Consider the following 17147-nt stretch of genomic DNA (forward strand, 5'->3'; position numbering starts at 1 on the left):
GGTGCCCTGCCCGTGTCCGGTTTGGGCACCGTGGCTCCGTATTTGTGAAGGAGGCCGCTGACGATGTGTTGGCGGCGCTCCGAGCCTTCACATTCATTCAGGGAGCCACCTACATGACCACCTCGTTCTCTCACGCGCTGCCGCGCCGCCTGCTGCTTGCCGGCTTGATCGCCGCCGCGTTGCCGCTGGCCGCCCAGGCCGCCACGCCCACGCTGGCTGAATCTCTGTCGCAGATGGACGCCGAGCAGATCGGCAACTTCATCGGCCGGCCCGGTGCCCGCGTGCGTGACAACGCCCAGTTCGAACGCATGAAAGCCTATCTGCGCTCGCACTACGACGGCGTCGTCGCCAAGCACCACTTCGAGCTGTCGCCCGGCGAGGTGTTCGACTGTGTCGACGCATTGACGCAGCCCGGCGCGCGCCGACACGGCCTGACCGCGGCCAACTGGGTCAGCAAGCCCAGCATGCTGCCGGCCGAGCCGCTGGCCGAAGCGGGCACTGACGACACCGACCGCGCGATGAACGACCGCCACCAGCGCGACCCCGGCATCTTCCTGTCAGCGGCGAGCACCGATGTCGATGCCGAAGGCCACGCCAAGAGCTGCGCCAAGGGCACGATCCCGATGAAGCGCCTGACGCTGCCGCGCCTGGCTGCGTTTGAGTCGCTCGAGCACTTCCGCAGCAAGCGCGGGCAGGTCACCAACAGCGACGGTTGGAACACACTGGCCAGCGTGCACGAGTACGCCCATGCCTACCAGTCGGTCGCGAACTGGGGGGCCGAGTCGACGCTGAACATCTGGAAGGCGTTCACCGAACTGCCGTCGGAGTTCTCGCTGTCGCAGATCTGGGTCGTCGGCGGCAGCCCGGTCGAGACCATCGAAGCCGGCTGGCAGGTCTACCCGAACCGCGTGTCGTCGCACAAGTCCGATGCGCACCTGTTCATCTACTCGACGCAAGACGGCTACGCCAACACCGGCTGCTACGACCTGACCTGCGACGACTTCGTGCAGACCAACAGCGACGTGGCCATCGGCGGCTACTACACCAACCAAAGCCAGGTCAACGGCACGCAGTACGCCCAAAAGATCCTGATCTACAAGGACGGCACGCTGGGCCACTGGTGGATCAAGGTGGGCGACGTCTACGCCGGCTACTACCCACGCACGCTGTACGACACCAGCGGCATCCGCAACCAGGCAGCCAAGGTCGACTTCGGCGGCGAGATCATCAACAGTTCCCCTAGCGGCCGCCACACCAAGACCGACATGGGCAGCGGCTACAAGCCCGCATCCGGCTTCGGCTACGCGGCCTACCAGCGCACGATCCGCTACGTGAACACCAGCAACGTGTACACCACACCGAGCCTGACCGAGACGCGCACCAAGTCGGCCTGCTACGACATCGACGTTGCCACCAGCACCGGCGCGTGGAAGACCTACTTCTACTTCGGTGGTGAAGGCTACGGCACCGGCTGCCCCTGAGCCTGTGGCGGGGCCGGCGCAGGCCGGCCCGATCGCGTCCCCGGCAGACGGGCCTCTTGCGGCCCGCTTGCCGGGGATGCTGCATTCACACCCACCGGTTGTTGGTCAGGCGCACCAGCATCTGCTCGCGAATCTGCCGGTACAGCAACGGCAGCTCGCCCATCACGGCATGCACGAATGCCGTCGCGGCGTCGGCGCGGCGCCGCGCGTCGGGCTCTTCGGCCAGTTGCTGATCGAGGCGGGCCCAACGCGCCAGCAGCCCGGCTTCGAACGGCTCGCGCAGGCTCTGCAGAATGGGCAGCGCGGTCTGGAACTCGAGCCGCATCAGGTTGTCGACGAAGTCGATGCACCAGCGCGCCGAGGCTTCGCTGAATTGCTCAGGGTCGTGCGTGCTGAAGCTCTCGTGCACGCTGCTCGTGGCCAGCGGGATCGGCACCCAGGTGCTCACCAGCGGGTTGTCGAGGGCCACCCAGTAGACGCCGGCGACATCGTCCGGGCGGTCGCGGCGCAGTTGGCAGAAGGCCGTGTAGTGGCCGAAGTGGCGCGCCACCGGCCGCCTCGGTGTGAGCTTCAGCAGGCGCCGCAACTCGGGGCCCGGGAACGGCGTGGCCAGCGGGCTCTTGGCCAGTTGGCCCTTCTCGTCCATCACGTACCAGGCCGGCTGCTCGGTCGTGTCGTACACCGTGCCTTCGAGCGCCGAGCGGTGAAACCTGGTCAGGTCTTCGCGCGCCAATCGCCTTTCCGGCTTGGCCGACATCGGGTAAATGTCCAGCGGCTCCACCTCCTGGCCATAGGCGTCGAGCGTGCGCCAACTCTGCCCGCTCTCCAGGCGGCGCTGGGGCCAGGCCCGCAGGTTGGGAGTCACGTCGCTGTAGAAGGCCCACAGCCGCCCGGTGGCCCACTCGCGGGGAATCGGGCAGTAGGTATCGCGCCAGTTGAACCGCCGGCCATCGTCGTCGGGCCGGGCCCACCCGCGGGCCTGGGCAAAACTGCGCAGGTGTGCGCAGGCCTGTACGTTCTCGTGATCGTCGACGTCGATCTCGGCCAGCACGCTCCAGTTGGCGGCCATCAGCACATGGTCGTCGGGGATGCGGCGAGCCGCCCAGATGGCACCCGGCTCACCGCTGGCCCGCTGCCAACCCCGCCCCACGCCGACGACCTCGAAGACCCACATCTCGCCGGGATCGGCGGCGACCAGCAACTCGCTGCCATCGCCGCAACTGCTGAGGAAGCCATGGCGCTCCATCAGCTCGCCGACCAGCGCCACCGCTTCGCGCGCACGCCGGCAGCGCTGGAGCGCGAAGACCATCGCCTGCTCGATGGTCATGATCTGCTCGCCTTCGCCGCGGGGGCACTGCAGCTCCGGCCGCTGCGAGGTCGTGCTTTCGGCCAGGGCCAGCTGGTGCTCGTTGATGTGCGAGTAGGCCGAGTGGAAGTAGGCGTGCGTGTGGGCGACCTGCTCGATGTGGCCGATCACCTCGCCGTGGTGCTGCAGGTCGGGGCTGCGAATCTCTTGCAGGCCCCAATGCACCGCGGCGAGCGAGCCCGGCGCATGGTCCTGCGCGGCCACCTTGCGGATGCGGGAGTCAGGCCCGGTGTCCGAATGGGACAGCCAGGTCGAGCCGTCGGCGCTGGCCTGCGGGCCAACGGCAATGACAGTGCACATGCCGAATGTCTCCTGGTGCAAATGGTCGTGACAGAGGCCGTGATGCTAGGGCCTGTTGCACCCTCAAGCCCTGGCATCGCCGGCGTCGACGGTCGGAAATCCGACCCGCTCCATCGTCCCGATGTGGCGATTCAACAGGCTCGTCGCCCGATCTGCATCACCGGCCTTCAAGGCGTCGATGATCAGCTGGTGGTCGTGGTTCGAGCGGGGCCGCCAGCCTTTCGTCCGACCGGCGGCGAAGACGACGCGCGAGTTCGCCAGTTGCAGGTGGTCCAGCATCTGCAGCAAGCGCGGCATGCGGCATGGCGCCACCAGTGCACGATGGAATGCGCGGTTGGCCGCGTCCCAGGCCTCGAGCGAATCCGCAGCGTTGCATTGATGTTGTGCAGCCTCCAGCGCGGCAACATCTTGCTCGGTCATCTGCGGCGCCGCGCTTCGCAACGCCAAACCTTCGAGCGCGGTGCGAATCTCCACCGTCTCGCGTATCGACGCCAGGTCCAGCGGCGCGACGCGCACGCCGCGCCGCGGCAGTGCCACCACCAGCCCCTGGGCTTGCAGCCGCTGAAAGGCCTCGCGCACCGGCACGTGGCTGGAGTCGAACTCCTGCGCGACCTGGTCTTGCCGCAGCGCGCTGTCGGCCGCGATCTCGCCGCAGACGATGCGATCTCGCAAGGCCAGCGCGATGTGTTCTGCGGTGCTGGCGCGCGGCTTCCTCGGCAATCCCATCTGTAGATTATCTAGATCGATCAAACAGCTAACTTCATTGATCAGGAGCATAGACTCGATCGCACTGTTCACGCAGTCGAAGGCCGCGCCGAGTTATCTATTCTTTTCGGGCACGTGTCTTCAAGCCTCAGGAGATCGACATTGACATCGAACGACCACGTGGCGCCCCACACGCAACTGGCGGGGCTCGACCCGGCGCCCGAATCGGTGCCGATCCTGTTCAGCCAGCTCGGCCTGCGTGCGCAGGTGCTTGCGGCAGCAGAGGCCTGAATGCGCATCGACCACCTCGCCGACCATCCGGGCTGGATGCAGACCATCGCCGCCTGGCACCACGAGGCCTTCGGCCATCTCGCACCGGGCAAGACCCTGCAAGACCGATGGCTCACGCTGCAGACCACGGTGCAGCGGGACGCGCTTCCGATGTGCCTGGTGGCGCACTCGGGCGATGGCCACTTGTGGGGCTGTGCCAGCGTGGTTCGCCGCACGCTCACGCACGACCACCTGGGCCCGTGGCTCTCGGCCGTTTACGTGGCGCCAACTCATCGCGGCCGCGGCATCGCCTCGGCCCTGGCCGAGCGCGCCGCGGCCGAGTGCGCAAGGCTCGGCTTCGCCGAGCTGTTCCTCTTCACGCCACGCAACGAATCGCTCTACCGCCGGCTGGGCTGGCAGGCCTTCGATCGCACGCTGATTCGCGAAACCCCGGCGGTGGTCATGAAACGCCATGTCCGATGGCGTTGACCCCTTCGGCAGCGCCGATGAGCGGGCGCGTCATTGGCGCGCGGCTGGCCACCGCCGCACCGGTTGATCCTGCGCAATCTCCACGCACCGGGCCGGTGAGATAAGAGCCAACGATCTCGCAGCCCCCCGGTCGCGAGCAGACGAGGAGCGCCCTGATGCACCCGATCCGACATTGGCTTGCCGCGGCCGCCATCGCCGCAATGGGCACGACACCGATGGCCAGCCATGCGCAGTCGCTTCGCCCCCACCTGAACGACACGGGCCTGACGCTGTGCGCCGATCCCCTGGATCAGTGGACCCACCAGTGCGCCGGCACCGGCCAGGACGCGGCGTTCGGGCGCGACGCCACCCACCCCGGCTCGGCCGACGGCGCCGCCGGCTTCGCCTTCGTCCGGGTGTGCAACAGCGGCGAGCCAGCCGGCACCGGCGACTGCCCGGCGCGCCCGGCGCGGGGCCAAGGGCCCAACGACTGGGGCTGCAACCATGACCGGGTCACCGGGTTGACCTGGGAGCTGAAAACGGACGACGGCGGGCTGCGCGACTGGCGCCGCGTCTACACCCAACGGCAGCCGCAGGACCCGCGCTACGGCAAGCCGTCGGATGCCGCCGGCTACGTCCACGCCGTCAACCGCAGCGGCGGCCTGTGCGGCAGCAGCCATTGGCGCCTGCCCCACCTGATCGAGCTGTTCTCGCTCGTCAACATCAGCGTCGCCTACCCCGGCCCGACCATCGATTCGACGTTCTTCCCCGACACCCAGGCCGGCGGCTACTGGAGCGCTGATGGTGGCGCACCCGACATTCCAGAGGTTGCCGGCCTGGCTTGGTTCGCGTACTTCGGCACCGGCTACGTCGCGCCGTGGGGGCGCAAGGCGCGATTTGCCGTGCGCCTCGTGCGCGGCGAACGGCCGGCCCCGGAGCTCGCCCGATACGTCGTGTCCGCCGACGGCCAGGAGGTGCACGACCGCGTGACCGATCTCGTCTGGCGGCGTTGCAGCGAGGGGCAGGTGGTGCAAGGCGAGACCTGCGTCGGCTCGCCGATCACGCTCGATTGGCACGCGGCCCTGGCGCTGGCGCAGCAGGCCGGCAGTGGCTACCGGATGCCTAACTTCAAGGAGATGCTGAGCATCGTGGACACCCGGCTGACCGGCGTCTCTTTCGACGGCCGGGCCTTCCCCGGCACCCCCGCCGACATCACCTACTGGACGTCCACGACGCAGATGTTCCCCGACACGGCGTCGACCTCGCCGATCGTCTGGGCGGACTACGGCGAATCCGGGCTGTCCGATCACGAGTTCCCCTCCGCCGTGCGCCTGGTGCGGGACGGGCGCTGAAGAAGCGGCGGGAGCGGCGGGAGTAGCCTCGCGCCCCCGCCGCTCTGCCCCCCGTCAGCCCTTCTTCTTCACCCCGCTGCCTTCGGCCACCGGCCTCTGCGGTGATGCCGTGCCGAACCGCGGCACCTCGTAGGTGCTGTTGGTGTCCTTGATCTCGTTCCACCCCGGCTCGAACGAGCCCTCTTGCAGCTCGCCCAGCTTGCCCACCAGGCAGGCCTTGAGCTTGGCCACCTCGCCCGCCTTGTCGCCCTTGAAAGGCCGCGTGAAGAGCACGTTGGGGATCGCCAGCGCGTTGTTGTTGTACACACCCAGGCCGCGGTAGTTGAGCGTGCGCACGTTCATCTGAGGGCTCGGTGTCTGCACGTCGAAGGGCACCAGGGTCAGGCCCGAGTCCTGCTTGAGATGCTTGAGCGTGCCGCTTGGCCAGCCGCTCACCGAGAAGGCGGCCGCCACGCTGCCGTCGCGCACCATGGCGAAGGCCTTGCCGTCGGTCTCGACGTCGACCAGGTCCATCTTGTATTGCAGCGCCCGGTCCAATTGGCGCCCCAGCAGCTGGGCCGAGCCAACCAGGGCGACCCGGCGGCCGCGCAGGTCCGAGAGGCGCTGAATCGTGACGACCTGATCGTCCTCTTTCGACAGGCCACCCCACTTCGCCGCCCCCGTGATGCGAAAACCTCGCGACGCCGTCACCACGTGGAGGTAGTTGAAGTTCAGGGCCAGCACCCCTTGCAGGCCGTTGATGTTCTCGTCGCCCAGCTTCATCGTCGCCCAGGTGTCGATCTGTGCCATCCCGATATCGGCCTCTTTCGTCGACAGCGCGTTGAGGTTGTCCAGGCCGCCTTCGGTGTTGACCTCGCACAGCGGCACCGCCGCGCCGCAGACCGTCTTCATGTCGGCGAACAGCTTGGCGTAACCCTTGCCCAGTGCGCCGGTGGCCACCTTCAGGCCTGTGCAGGCCGCCGCGGGGGCATCGGGGTCGCGCGCGGCCTGCGCGCCGCTGGTCGCGCCGAAGACGATCAGCATGGGGGCCACCAGGCCCGTGAGGTGTTGGATGCGTGGTTGGTTCATGTGTTTTGAATCTCCTGATTGATCTGTGTCGGGTCTGTTCAGAAGTTGAACTTCTTGGGTGGTGGGTTGTCTGGCGGTGCGCTCGGGTTGGCGCTGGTGGCCGGCCCGCCGTCGGGTGTCTCGTTGCCTGAGGCGGCGGCCCGCCACAGCGCCAGGCCGAAGACGACCAGCAGCACCGCGGTGGCGCCCCATTTCAATGTGGTCCAGAACATCGCTTTCCTCCTCTCTTTCGTTGTTCGTCAGTTCTTGATCGTGTTGTGCCGGCGTGGCACCGGTTGTTGCCGCGCCGGGAGGCTGACCGTCGGCAGGCCCCATGCCTCGCCGTCCAGTGGATCGATCGGCGTGCCGATGCTCAGGTGGGCCGACTCGAGCTCCAGCTCGGCGAAGACCTGGTTGAAGTTGTCGCGCACGCTGTCGAAGGCCTCGTCGGCCAGCATCTCTTCGACCAGCTCCTGCCCGCCCGAGGCGTTGAGGCTCTTCAGCGAGGCCTGCCCGGCCTGGCTGAACTTCCACTCGAACTTCTTGTCCTCGACCTTCTCTGCGAGCAACTGCAGCGCGATCTCAGCCCGTTGCAGCTTGTCGATCAGGCGCGCGTGCGCCGCTTGCATCGCCTCGATCTGCCGCTCCTGCTTCGCGGCGTCGTAGTCGCGCCGTTGCTTCTTGCGGTCGGCCACCATCTGCTCGAGCGACTTGATCTGCGTGCCGATCGCAATCACCGAGGCCCTGAACTGCTGCACCCGTTGCGCCTTCTGCGCCATGAAGCTCTGCAGCTGTTCGATCGGGTTGAGCCGCGCCTCTTGCTTGCGCAACGCCAGCAGCTTGTTCTCCCACTTCTGCCCAAGCAGGGGCAGCGCCTGCAGCAAGCCGATGCCGACGATGCAGATGCCGCCCAGCACCAGCAGCCCGGCGCCGGCCACCGCAGCGCTCCAGATGACGTTGCCCAGCAGCCCGAGCGCGACGACGGCGGCACACGCCGCGGCAACCCGCACGCCCATCGCGCGCGTGGCAGGCTCCAGCAGCTGCGTCATGGGGTGGCTGTTCTTTCCCTCGTGATTCATGGCTTTGGTTCTCCTCCGAAGATGTGTTGTTGAAAAGTCGTGCGCACCTCGCTCGGCACGTTCGTCGCGTCGGTGCAGGTCGCGACAACGCGGACGGCGGCCCTCTTGGCGGGGCCGACATCCCATGTCCTGGTGGTGGTGCCGGCCAGGCCCTGGCATTGCGCAGGGCTGGCGGCGGTGGTGCTTCGCCTTGACGATGCGCGGATCACTCGCGCGAGGCGCGAGGCCGCGGCGGCGAAGTGGGCAGAAGGCGGGCGTGGAGCTTCGAGGTCACGTCGAGTCGCCCTCCCGGGCTCTCGCGGTGCCGTGCGCCACGCCAGTGTGGCAACCGGGTCCGGTTGCGTGGCGAAGCCTGGGCGCCGGGGTGAGAAAGTTGCTTCGAGGGATCGTCCAACGGCACTGCCTTGGCGCAACCCCTGGCCGCTCACCCCTTCGGCCCTCCCTCGGTGATGATCTTGTTATGGTTCTTGTTGTTGGTCTTCATCTGCTCCGCACTTTGGCGGCGGTCGCATGACAAAACGATGACAGGTTCAGCCTGTGCGCAACCTTGGCGTGTCGCGGCAGGCAGCACCCGCTGGGGGCTCAGAGTCCGCGCCCTCGGCTAGCAGCCGAGGGTGCCCTGCAGTGCTCGCGCTCGTGGCCGCGGCCGAACTCGCTGCGCTCACTGCGTTCGCTGCGCTCGACCAACGGCCGCGAGTCAGATGACGAGGCTCGCTGGCGCTCGCTGCCACGAACGCTGTGCGCTTCGGCGCTCCCATTCGCCCCCAGCGGGTACCGCCCGCCGCGAAGGCCACGGTGGTGGTTGTTCGCCCTGCCTTACCGCCACGGTTCTGCAAAGGGGCGGGCGGGCTGGCCGCGCCTGAAGCCAAAACCAAGCCCGCGTGAAAGCCGCGCCGTCGCGTGCCCGGAGTTGCGATGCAGCCTGTTCCGGTCCTGCTAAACCCGCCACATCAAGGTGCGTTGCCAAGCCGCTCGATCAGCAGTTCCGTCAATGCACGAAGTCTGGGAAGCCGTCGCAGATCGCGGTGATACCCCAGCCACACGTCGCGCCCGGGCGGGGGCGAATCCAGATCCACACGACGCAGCCCGGGATGGGAGTCGCCCAGCAAACAAGGGAGCACCGCCACGCCGACACCTGCAGCGCAGGCCACCGCCTGCACGTGCCTGCTGTTGCTGCGAAATGCCACGCGTCCCCGCGGGTAATGGCTGCGCAGCCAGATCGCGTCGGGCATCTCGCTGAACCCCACGTCCATGGTCACGAGCCGCTGCTCCTGGTCCGCCAGGGGCGGGCCACTCGTCGACGCATAGAGGGCATAGGACACGTGCATCAGCCGCCGCTGGATGACGTCGGGCTCGTCGAACGGCACGATGCGCACCGCCAGGTCGGCCTCACGGCGCGCAAGGCTGAAGAGCCGGGCGTCCGTGAGCAATTCGACGGTGATGCGGGGATGCAGCGTCGCGAGCTCCGCGCAGACCGGTGCGATCGCGTGCAGGCCGAACCAGTCAGAGGCCGACACGCGCAACATGCCTTCGAGGCGGGAGCCGGCACCTTCGAGTTGCCTCGAGAACGAGAGCGCATCTGCCTCCATCCGCTCCGCGTCCGCGAGTACCGAGGCTCCCTCATCGGTCAGCACGAAGCCTTCTGCCGTTCGCTGGAACAGGGCCTGTCCCAACGACGCCTCCAGCGCATTGAGGCGCCGGCCCATCGTCGGCTGGCTCTGGCCGAGCGCGCGTGCAGCCGCGCTCAGCGTGCCGGCCCGGGCGATGGCCAGAAAGACACGCACGTCATCCCAGTTCATGGCGGAGATCATACAAAACTGAATGGTAGGTCTACATTTTGGTGAATTCCCATTCAACTTCGAATGACCAACACTGGCTCACCTTCAACCGCAAACGAGGAATGTCCATGCCCGCCCTTCATGCTGCCGAGATGCGTGCCATGCTGATGCCCGAAGCCAACGCGCCCTTTTCCGCCAACGCCCTGCCCAAGCCCATCCCGCGCGCGGGCGAAGTCCTGGTCCGAATCCATGCGAGCGGCGTCAACCCGCTCGACACGAAGATCCGGGCTGGCCTGGCCACGCACGCCCGGCATCCGCTTCCGGCCGTCCTCGGCATGGACCTTGCCGGTACCGTCGAGGCCGTGGGCGAAAGCGTGGCGTCCTTCTACGTCGGCGATGAGGTCTACGGCTTCACTGGCGGCATAGGCGGTGTGCAAGGCAGTCTCGCGGACTACGCGGCCGTCGACGCGAAGCTCATCGCACGCAAGCCCGACAACCTCACCATGCGCGAGGCTGCGGCCCTGCCGCTGGTGTTCATCACAGCCTGGGAGGGCCTCGTCGACCGTGCCAACGTGCGCAGCGGCCAGAAAGTGCTGGTGCACGGCGGCGCCGGTGGCGTGGGGCACGTTGCGGTGCAACTGGCACGCGCGCGCGGCGCCGAGGTCTTCGCGACAGGCACCGCGTCCCAGGCGGACTACATCCGCTCCATCGGCGCCACGCCGATCGATTTCGAGACGACACCGGTCGAGACGTATGTAGATCGATACACCGGGGGCCACGGGTTCGATGTTGTCTTCGACACGGTCGGGGGGCCGGTGCTCGATGCATCGCTTGCGGCCGCGCGCCGCTATACGGGACACGTGGTGACGTCGCTCGGATGGGGCACGCACAGTCTGGCACCCCTGTCGTTCCGGGGAGCCACGTACTCGGGCGTCTTCGCTCTCCTTCCGATCCTGACGGGCGAGTTCCGCGAGCACCACGGGGAGATCCTGGCGGAGGCCACCGCGCTGGCGGAAGCCGGGCTGCTCAAGCCGCTGCTTGATCCGATGCGTTTCGCTCTCGATGCCGTCGACGCTGCACACGCGAGGGTCGCCGGCGGCAGTGCGCGCGGCAAGGTCGTTGTTGACGTCCTGCCGTGAACAGCATCCCTCATCCCTCATCCCGTTGAACCTGGAGGCCATATGCCGAAGACATTCATCCTGACGGGCAGTTCGCGCGGCCTGGGCCGCAGCATCGCTCTCGCCGTCCTTGAAGCAGGGCACCAATTGGTCGCGACCGCCCGCGACCCCAGAAGGCTCCAGGACCTCGTGGCGCAGTATGGCGATCGCGTCCTGCCGGTCGCCCTCGACGTGACCGACTACGCCGCGGCGCAGCGCGCCGTCGCGGACGGCGTGGCTCGCTTCGGCCGGCTCGACGTCGTGGTCAACAACGCTGGCTTTGCGAACGTGGGGGCGGTGGAGGACATGCCGCCGGCCGCGATCGAGGCACAGTTCGCGACGAACTTCATGGGAAGTGTGCACGTCATCAAGGCAGCGTTGCCTGTCCTGCGTGAGCAGGGATCGGGTCATGTCATCCAGATATCGTCCATCGGCGCGCGAATCGCGACGCCGGGCGCCGCCGCGTACTACGCAACGAAATGGGCACTGTCCGGGTTCGTGGAGTCCCTCGCGCTGGAGGTAGAGCCGCTGGGCATCCATGTGACGGCGGTCGAGCCGGGTGGCATGAGGACGGATTTCGCGAAGGACTCCTCGGTCACCCTGTATCCCTCGAGCCCCCCGTATGTGGGCACGGCAGGCGCGGTCATCGCGATGATGAGTGCGGACGGATATGCGGACGACTACGCGGATCCTGCCCGCGTAGCCGCCCTCGTCCTCTCCATCGCGGAACTGGAGAACCCGCCGGTTCGCCTGTTGGCCGGAAGTGCCGTGCTGTCGCAGGGCGTTGACGCGAATCGCGCCAGGGCCGAAGCAGACGGGGAGTGGGCGTGGCTGAGCCGGAAGGCGGATTGAGCGACGTCTGAGGTCGACAGGGGTGCGTTGCGTCGACTGCTGATGGAGTCCCTTCCCGCCGGCACCATCCGATGCGGCTGCAAGCTCACACGGGCAATCCGCCTCGCCGGCGGACAGCACCAACTCACCTTCGCCGACGGGTCGCCGACCGCCCGGCTCAGGCCGTTCGCTTGGGCCCACAGCGAAGAGCGATCAATTGCGAGCCGAGGCCGCTTCCCACGAAGACCGCGCGCCGGTTGGCCGCGAGTTGCTGCAGCCAATCGAAGGTCCCGCCATCGGCGAGCGGCAATTCTTCGTCCTCGCAGCCGGGCACGCTCACCCAGATCCCGCTCACCCAGATCCGGTAGCGCAGGCCGCCGGAGTAATAGGGGTGTTCCAGCGGGCGGTGCTCGGCATCGAGCAGACGGGCCAGGTGGTCGCCCAGGGGGCGTCTTTCGGTGGACGACAGGATTTCCACGCGCCGTTGGCCCAGGGCGTATCCGGCCTGCTCAAGCCGAGTGAAGGCCGCGAGAAGCGTGCGCACATGCAGGGCCAGCGTGTCGATCGTGAAGGCGTGATCCTTGCGCTCGACGCCTGCGCTGGCGAGGGCGAACAGCCGGAAGTGCTGCGCATAGCCTGGTTGCTTCGGCACCGGCTGTGCGCGAACCACCCGGTGGCTCGTTGCGAGGTGAACCTCCGTCTTCGGGCTCGCCTGCAATTGCTGCGCACACTCGAGCGCCAGAACGTTGGTCGGGTCGGAGACGACCTCGCTGGCCCTCAACGCCGACAGCACCCGGTTCTGATCCGTCAGCCCGACGACCGAGCATGTTCCCAAGGGCGCAACCGGCGAGACTTCGATCGCCTCGAAGCGCTCTGCGGCTGCCAGCAGGTGGCTGTCGATCGCCAGCATCGCGCGCTGGTCGACCGGCGCCGGTGCGCAGAAAGGGTCGCGCCGATATTGAGCGGCGAGGTCCTTCGCGGTGCGCGCCGAGGCGCGCGCGTGCATCACTTCGAGCAGAAGCGACTGGAGCTCCGACCCCGTGAGCCCTTCGACCAGCCGGTCGAATGTCGGTGCGCCGACGGCGTCGACGATCCAAGCGCGATGTGGCATCGTCAAAAGGATACATGCCCGTGGCCAAGGCATGGCCCAGCGGCCGAACCGCTCCCCTGCTTCGGGGGCCACGCAGTCTGCAACTTGGCGCGTTAGGGTGACATTGAATAAGTCCCCGCGAGGGCCTTGTTCGGCCTTGCCTCAGTCCGCCACCACCACCCTGACCCCCAGCGCCTCCACATCGGGCCACGGCCGGTCGCTGACCAGCGTGTGCACGTCGGGCCAGCGCGCCACGCCGAAGGGCGACACGTTGTGCAGCTTAGAGTGGTCGGCCAGTACCAGCGTGCGGGAAGCGGCGGCGATCATCGCGCGCTTGGTGGCGGCGTCGGCTTCGTCGGTGACCGTCACGCCCATCGCCAGGTCGACCGAGCAGGCGCCGGGCACGGCCCAGTCGGCGCGGCAGTTCTGCAGCATCTCGCGCGCGGCGGGCCCCCACAGCGCGCGCGACTGCGCGTGCCAGGTGCCGCCGGTCAGTACCAATTGAACGCCAGGGTCCTGGTCGAACAGGGCCGCGACGTCGAGCGAGTTGGTGATCACCGTCACCGGGCGCACCGTCAGCGCGCGCGCCAGGCTGAGCGAGGTCGAGCCCGCGTCGATGATCACCGTCTGGCCGGGCTCGATCAGCGCCGCGCCGGTGCGGCCGATGGCCCGCTTGGCATCGGCCAGCACGCCCGAGCGCTCGGCAAAGTTCAGCCGCGCCGTGTCGAGCGACACCGCGCCGCCGTGGGTCTTGTGCAGCGCCCCCTGGGCCTGCAGGTCGAGCAGGTCGCGGCGGATCGTGTGCTCGGAGACCCCCATCATTCGAGCAAGACCGAGCACTTCCACGCGCCCCTTTTCCTGCAGCTGCTTCAGGATGCGGGCGTGGCGCTCTTCGCTGAAGCGCGGCGGCAATTTCGGCTGTCGGGTCATTGCCAGATTCTACTTGGACGCGCCACCGCGCCATGCTCTAATGTGCTCGACTTTGAATGTATTTGCTCGATCATTGATGAGCAGGAGCCCCGCTTGACCGACTCTGCCTCCCCCGTCCGCCGCGCCGAGCATTGGGCCTGCGCGGCGGTCTTCTTCGTCAACGGTTTTGGTTTTGCGAGCTGGGTGTCGCGCATCCCCGCGGTGCGCGACGCGCTGCTGCTGAGCGAAGGCCAGCTCGGCATGGCGCTGCTGGCGATGGGCCTCGGCGCGCTGTGCTCGTTTCAGCTCGCCGGCCGCGGCCTGGGCTACCTGAGCGCCCGCACGCTGACGCTGGCGACCGGCTTTCTCTACTGCTATGCGCTGCCGCAGCCGGTGATGGTGGGCTCGCTGCCGGTGCTGGCGCTGACGTTGTTTCTGCTCGGCGCCGGCAGCGGCGCGATGGACGTGGCGATGAACGCGCTGGCGGTCGAGGTCGAGGCGCGGCAGGGCAAGCCCATCATGTCGGGCCTGCACGGGCTGTGGAGCGCCGGCGGCCTGTGCGGCGCGAGCCTGGGTGGGCTGATGGCGCAGCACGGGGTCACGCCGCAGAACCACATCATCGCGGTGGCCTGCGCGCTGGCGGTGGTGCTGCTGCTGGCGCGCCCCTGGCTGCCCGACCTGGCGGCCAAGCCAGCCGAAACCGGCCCGCGCTTCGCTCTCCCCGAGCCGGCCATGCTGGGCCTGGGCGCGATCGTGTCGTGCGCGTTCTTGATCGAAGGGGCGATGGCCGACTGGAGCGCCGTCTACCTGAAGGACACGCTGGGCACCACCGCCGCGAAGGCCGCGCTCGGCTACGCCGCGTTCTCGTTCGCGATGATGGGCCTGCGCCTGGCGGGCGACAAGCTGGTGGCGCGCTGGCGGGCGGCCAGCATGCTGCGGCTGGGCAATGCGGCGGCGGCCGTCGTGCTGGCGCTGGCGATCGGTACCCAGCACCCGGGCCTGACGATGCTGGCCTTCGTGCTGGTCGGCCTCGGTGTGGCGGTGGTGGCGCCGCTGGTCTTTGGCGCCGCGGCCCGGCGCTCGCGCCACAGCCCCGGCCACGGCATTGCCGCGATGGCCACGCTCGGGTATGGCGGCTTCTTGCTCGGCCCGCCAGTCATCGGCTGGCTCGCGCACCTGACCAGCCTGCGCATCGCGCTGCTGCTGGTGGCGCTGCTGGCCGCGGCGATCGCGCTGCTGTCGCGCCATCTCGACGAGCCGGCACCGCAAGCCGCCGCGTGACCCGCGCTGGACACGCCCGCGCGAACCGGTGCACAGTGGCCCGGCCGCCGGCCCCCTGTTGACTGGGCTGGCGCCCTCGAACACCCAGCGAAGGGACCCGTTGCCATGCCGATCAAAGCCCTGGGCTTGAACCAGCCGACCAGGCATTTGTTCTTCACCGGCAAGGGCGGCGTCGGCAAGACCTCGCTGTCGACCGCCACCGCACTGGCGCTGGCAGATGCGGGCAAGCAGGTGCTGCTGGTCAGCACCGACGCCGCATCGAACCTCGATGAAATGCTCGGTATCGAGCTGCGCAACAGCCCCGTGCCGGTGCCCAGCGCGCCGGGGCTGTCGGTGCTCAACATCGACCCCGGCGTGGCCGCCGAAACCTACCGCCAGCGTGTGCTGGCGCAGATGCAGGCCCACGCCACCGAGGCCGAGTGCGCCACGGTGCGCGAGCAGTTGTCGGGTGCGTGCACGACCGAGATCGCCTCGTTCGACGAGTTCTCGAGCCTGTTGGCCGGCGACGCCGCCGCGTACGACCACATCGTCTTCGACACCGCGCCGACCGGCCACACGCTGCGCCTGCTGAGCCTGCCGCAGGCCTGGAGCGGGTTCTTGAAGGACAACGACCGCGGCGCATCATGCCTGGGGCCGCATTCGGGCCTGAAGATGCAGGAGGCGCGCTTCAATGCCGCGCTCGCCGCGCTGTGCAACCCCGCGCTCACCACCATCGTGCTGGTGGCACGCCCCGAGCACAGCGCGCTGGCCGAAGCGGCCCGCACCTCGATCGAATTGCGCGCGCTGGGGCTCACCCACCAGCAGTTGGTGATCAACGGCCTGTTCAAGGCCACCGACCCCCATGACCGCGTGGCGAGCGCGATCGAGGCCCTGGGCCAACAGGCGCTGGCCGCCATGCCCGCCGACCTGCGCGCCCTGCCCCAGAGCACCGTGCCCTTGCGGGCCTTCGACACCGTGGGCCTGCCCGCCCTGCGCGCACTGCTGACCGATGCGCCACCCGCCGGCGAGCACGCACGGCCCCTGGGTGATGCGCCGCCGCTGCCCGCCGCGCACTTGAGCGCGTTGGTAGACGAGCTGGCGGCTGCCGGGCGCGGGCTGATCATGGTGATGGGCAAAGGCGGCGTGGGCAAGACGACCATCGCCGCGGCCTTGGCCATCGGCCTGGTGCAACGGGGCCATGCGGTGCACCTCAGCACCACCGACCCGGCATCGCACCTGGCCATCACGCTCGACGGCGACATGCCGGGCCTGCAGGTCGGGCGCATCGACCCCAAGGCAGAAACGCAGCGCTACATCGACAAGATCATGGCGGCCCGCTCGCCGGGGCTCGATGCGCAACAGCAGGCCCTGCTGCTCGAAGACCTGCAATCACCGTGCACCGAAGAGGTGGCCGTGTTCCACGCGTTTTCGCGCACGGTGGGCGAGGCGCGCAGTGCCTTCGTGGTGCTCGACACGGCCCCCACCGGGCACTCGCTGCTGCTGATGGACGCCACCGGCGCCTACCACCGCCAGATGACGCGCGAGTTCGAGGGCAAGGCCTCGGCGCGCGTGGTCACGCCGCTGATGCGGCTGCAAGACGCCAGCTACACCCGCATCATCCTGGTCACCCTGCCCGAGGTCACGCCGGTGTCCCAGGCGGCCGCACTGCAAGACGACCTGCGCCGCGCGCGCATCGAGCCGTATGCGTGGGTGGTCAACAAGTCCATCCTCGCCGCTGGCACCCACGACCCGCTGCTGCAGGCCCGGCTGGACGGCGAGCGGCGGCAGATGGCCCGCCTGGCCGCCGGCTTGGCGCAACGCACGTTCGCCGTGCCCTGGGTGCCGCAAGCGCCGGTCGGTTTGCCGGGGCTGTCGAGCCTGTTGGTGCCGTGAGTTCGGCGCACCGCGCGGCGGCCCGCACGGACGCTGTTATGCTGTGCCTCGTGAACACGCGCCTGCCCAGCCCGCTCTCGCTGCGACGAAACGCCCGACGACTGACCGTCGAGCGGACTCGTCCAGCCTGAACGTCGCCCCCAGCAGAACGGCGTTCACCC

The 17147-nt window shown here is 68.5% G+C and carries 16 protein-coding genes; 8 read left to right on the forward strand and 8 right to left on the reverse strand.

All coding sequences use genetic code 11. The features are described 5' to 3' along the window. Window positions 1-113: 113 nt before the first annotated feature. A complete protein-coding gene (locus ACE3SG_RS05345; RefSeq protein WP_374562967.1) occupies window positions 114-1481 on the forward strand; it encodes a neprosin family prolyl endopeptidase in 1368 nt (455 codons plus the stop codon). An 85-nt stretch (window positions 1482-1566) separates the two neighbouring features. Here the strand turns inward: ACE3SG_RS05345 and ACE3SG_RS05350 are convergent, their stop codons facing one another. Continuing rightward, window positions 1567-3147, reverse strand: coding sequence for a dipeptidase (locus ACE3SG_RS05350; protein ID WP_374562968.1), 1581 nt, complete (start codon window positions 3145-3147; stop codon window positions 1567-1569). Between the two features lie 63 nt (window positions 3148-3210). Beyond that, complete coding sequence (locus tag ACE3SG_RS05355; RefSeq protein WP_374562969.1) at window positions 3211-3924, reverse strand: GntR family transcriptional regulator; 714 nt, start codon at window positions 3922-3924, stop codon at window positions 3211-3213. A gap of 90 nt (window positions 3925-4014) precedes the next feature. Between ACE3SG_RS05355 and ACE3SG_RS05360 the strand changes: the two genes are divergently transcribed. The 3 genes from ACE3SG_RS05360 (at window position 4015) to ACE3SG_RS05370 (ending at window position 5942) form a co-directional block, all read left to right on the forward strand. Then, window positions 4015-4143 carry a hypothetical protein gene (locus ACE3SG_RS05360; RefSeq protein WP_374562970.1) on the forward strand — a complete coding sequence of 43 codons (129 nt, stop codon included), beginning with the start codon at window positions 4015-4017 and terminating at the stop codon, window positions 4141-4143. Then, entirely contained in the window at window positions 4144-4611 is a 468-nt protein-coding gene (locus ACE3SG_RS05365) for a GNAT family N-acetyltransferase (protein ID WP_374562971.1), read from the forward strand. 155 nt (window positions 4612-4766) lie between these two features. Continuing rightward, window positions 4767-5942: a DUF1566 domain-containing protein gene (locus ACE3SG_RS05370; RefSeq protein WP_374562972.1), complete on the forward strand. Its 1176-nt coding sequence runs from the start codon at window positions 4767-4769 to the stop codon at window positions 5940-5942. 54 nt (window positions 5943-5996) lie between these two features. Here ACE3SG_RS05370 and ACE3SG_RS05375 read toward each other — a convergent pair whose 3' ends face one another. The 4 genes from ACE3SG_RS05375 to ACE3SG_RS05390 form a co-directional block, all read right to left on the reverse strand. Further along, on the reverse strand, window positions 5997-7010 hold the full coding sequence (locus tag ACE3SG_RS05375; protein ID WP_374562973.1) for a hypothetical protein: 1014 nt from the start codon (window positions 7008-7010) through the stop codon (window positions 5997-5999). Between the two features lie 38 nt (window positions 7011-7048). Beyond that, on the reverse strand, window positions 7049-7222 hold the full coding sequence (locus ACE3SG_RS05380; RefSeq protein WP_374562974.1) for a hypothetical protein: 174 nt from the start codon (window positions 7220-7222) through the stop codon (window positions 7049-7051). A 27-nt stretch (window positions 7223-7249) separates the two neighbouring features. Then, on the reverse strand, window positions 7250-8038 hold the full coding sequence (locus ACE3SG_RS05385; RefSeq protein WP_374562975.1) for a hypothetical protein: 789 nt from the start codon (window positions 8036-8038) through the stop codon (window positions 7250-7252). A 980-nt stretch (window positions 8039-9018) separates the two neighbouring features. Then, the gene (locus ACE3SG_RS05390; protein WP_374562976.1) at window positions 9019-9867 is read right to left on the reverse strand and encodes a LysR family transcriptional regulator; all 849 of its coding nucleotides are present in this window, start codon (window positions 9865-9867) and stop codon (window positions 9019-9021) included. Between the two features lie 146 nt (window positions 9868-10013). Between ACE3SG_RS05390 and ACE3SG_RS05395 the strand changes: the two genes are divergently transcribed. Both ACE3SG_RS05395 and ACE3SG_RS05400 read left to right on the forward strand, forming a co-directional pair. Continuing rightward, the gene (locus ACE3SG_RS05395; RefSeq protein WP_374563328.1) at window positions 10014-10985 is read left to right on the forward strand and encodes a zinc-dependent alcohol dehydrogenase family protein; all 972 of its coding nucleotides are present in this window, start codon (window positions 10014-10016) and stop codon (window positions 10983-10985) included. A gap of 42 nt (window positions 10986-11027) precedes the next feature. Beyond that, the gene (locus ACE3SG_RS05400; RefSeq protein ID WP_374562977.1) at window positions 11028-11855 is read left to right on the forward strand and encodes an SDR family NAD(P)-dependent oxidoreductase; all 828 of its coding nucleotides are present in this window, start codon (window positions 11028-11030) and stop codon (window positions 11853-11855) included. 157 nt (window positions 11856-12012) lie between these two features. On the opposite strand, the gene ACE3SG_RS05405 is transcribed toward ACE3SG_RS05400, so the two are convergent. Then, window positions 12013-12945, reverse strand: a complete 933-nt coding sequence (locus tag ACE3SG_RS05405) for a hypothetical protein (protein WP_374562978.1) — start codon at window positions 12943-12945, stop codon at window positions 12013-12015. Window positions 12946-13086: 141 nt separating this feature from the next. Then, window positions 13087-13854 (reverse strand): DeoR/GlpR family DNA-binding transcription regulator, encoded by a 768-nt coding sequence (locus ACE3SG_RS05410; protein ID WP_374562980.1) that lies wholly within the window; start codon window positions 13852-13854, stop codon window positions 13087-13089. Window positions 13855-13947: 93 nt separating this feature from the next. Between ACE3SG_RS05410 and ACE3SG_RS05415 the strand changes: the two genes are divergently transcribed. Together ACE3SG_RS05415 and arsA are read left to right on the forward strand one after the other, a co-directional pair. Next, window positions 13948-15114 (forward strand): MFS transporter, encoded by a 1167-nt coding sequence (locus ACE3SG_RS05415; RefSeq protein WP_374562981.1) that lies wholly within the window; start codon window positions 13948-13950, stop codon window positions 15112-15114. 105 nt (window positions 15115-15219) lie between these two features. Next, the gene (arsA, locus tag ACE3SG_RS05420; protein ID WP_374562982.1) at window positions 15220-16986 is read left to right on the forward strand and encodes an arsenical pump-driving ATPase; all 1767 of its coding nucleotides are present in this window, start codon (window positions 15220-15222) and stop codon (window positions 16984-16986) included. The last annotated feature ends 161 nt before the right edge of the window (window positions 16987-17147 follow it).

Source organism: Ideonella sp. (genome assembly GCF_041914305.1).
GTDB lineage: Bacteria > Pseudomonadota > Gammaproteobacteria > Burkholderiales > Burkholderiaceae_C > Ideonella.

What these genes read in the sequence shown, in the direction of transcription:
- arsA (WP_374562982.1), top strand. Translation starts at nt 15,220, where the DNA reads ATGCCGATCAAAGCCCTGGGCTTGAACCAGCCGACCAGGCATTTGTTC.
- ACE3SG_RS05410 (WP_374562980.1), bottom strand. Translation starts at nt 13,854, where the DNA reads ATGACCCGACAGCCGAAATTGCCGCCGCGCTTCAGCGAAGAGCGCCAC.
- ACE3SG_RS05345 (WP_374562967.1), top strand. Translation starts at nt 114, where the DNA reads ATGACCACCTCGTTCTCTCACGCGCTGCCGCGCCGCCTGCTGCTTGCC.
- ACE3SG_RS05370 (WP_374562972.1), top strand. Translation starts at nt 4,767, where the DNA reads ATGCACCCGATCCGACATTGGCTTGCCGCGGCCGCCATCGCCGCAATG.
- ACE3SG_RS05395 (WP_374563328.1), top strand. Translation starts at nt 10,014, where the DNA reads ATGCCCGAAGCCAACGCGCCCTTTTCCGCCAACGCCCTGCCCAAGCCC.
- ACE3SG_RS05350 (WP_374562968.1), bottom strand. Translation starts at nt 3,147, where the DNA reads ATGTGCACTGTCATTGCCGTTGGCCCGCAGGCCAGCGCCGACGGCTCG.
- ACE3SG_RS05405 (WP_374562978.1), bottom strand. Translation starts at nt 12,945, where the DNA reads ATGCCACATCGCGCTTGGATCGTCGACGCCGTCGGCGCACCGACATTC.
- ACE3SG_RS05365 (WP_374562971.1), top strand. Translation starts at nt 4,144, where the DNA reads ATGCGCATCGACCACCTCGCCGACCATCCGGGCTGGATGCAGACCATC.
- ACE3SG_RS05375 (WP_374562973.1), bottom strand. Translation starts at nt 7,010, where the DNA reads ATGAACCAACCACGCATCCAACACCTCACGGGCCTGGTGGCCCCCATG.
- ACE3SG_RS05390 (WP_374562976.1), bottom strand. Translation starts at nt 9,867, where the DNA reads ATGAACTGGGATGACGTGCGTGTCTTTCTGGCCATCGCCCGGGCCGGC.
- ACE3SG_RS05385 (WP_374562975.1), bottom strand. Translation starts at nt 8,038, where the DNA reads ATGACGCAGCTGCTGGAGCCTGCCACGCGCGCGATGGGCGTGCGGGTT.
- ACE3SG_RS05380 (WP_374562974.1), bottom strand. Translation starts at nt 7,222, where the DNA reads ATGTTCTGGACCACATTGAAATGGGGCGCCACCGCGGTGCTGCTGGTC.
- ACE3SG_RS05400 (WP_374562977.1), top strand. Translation starts at nt 11,028, where the DNA reads ATGCCGAAGACATTCATCCTGACGGGCAGTTCGCGCGGCCTGGGCCGC.
- ACE3SG_RS05355 (WP_374562969.1), bottom strand. Translation starts at nt 3,924, where the DNA reads ATGCTCCTGATCAATGAAGTTAGCTGTTTGATCGATCTAGATAATCTA.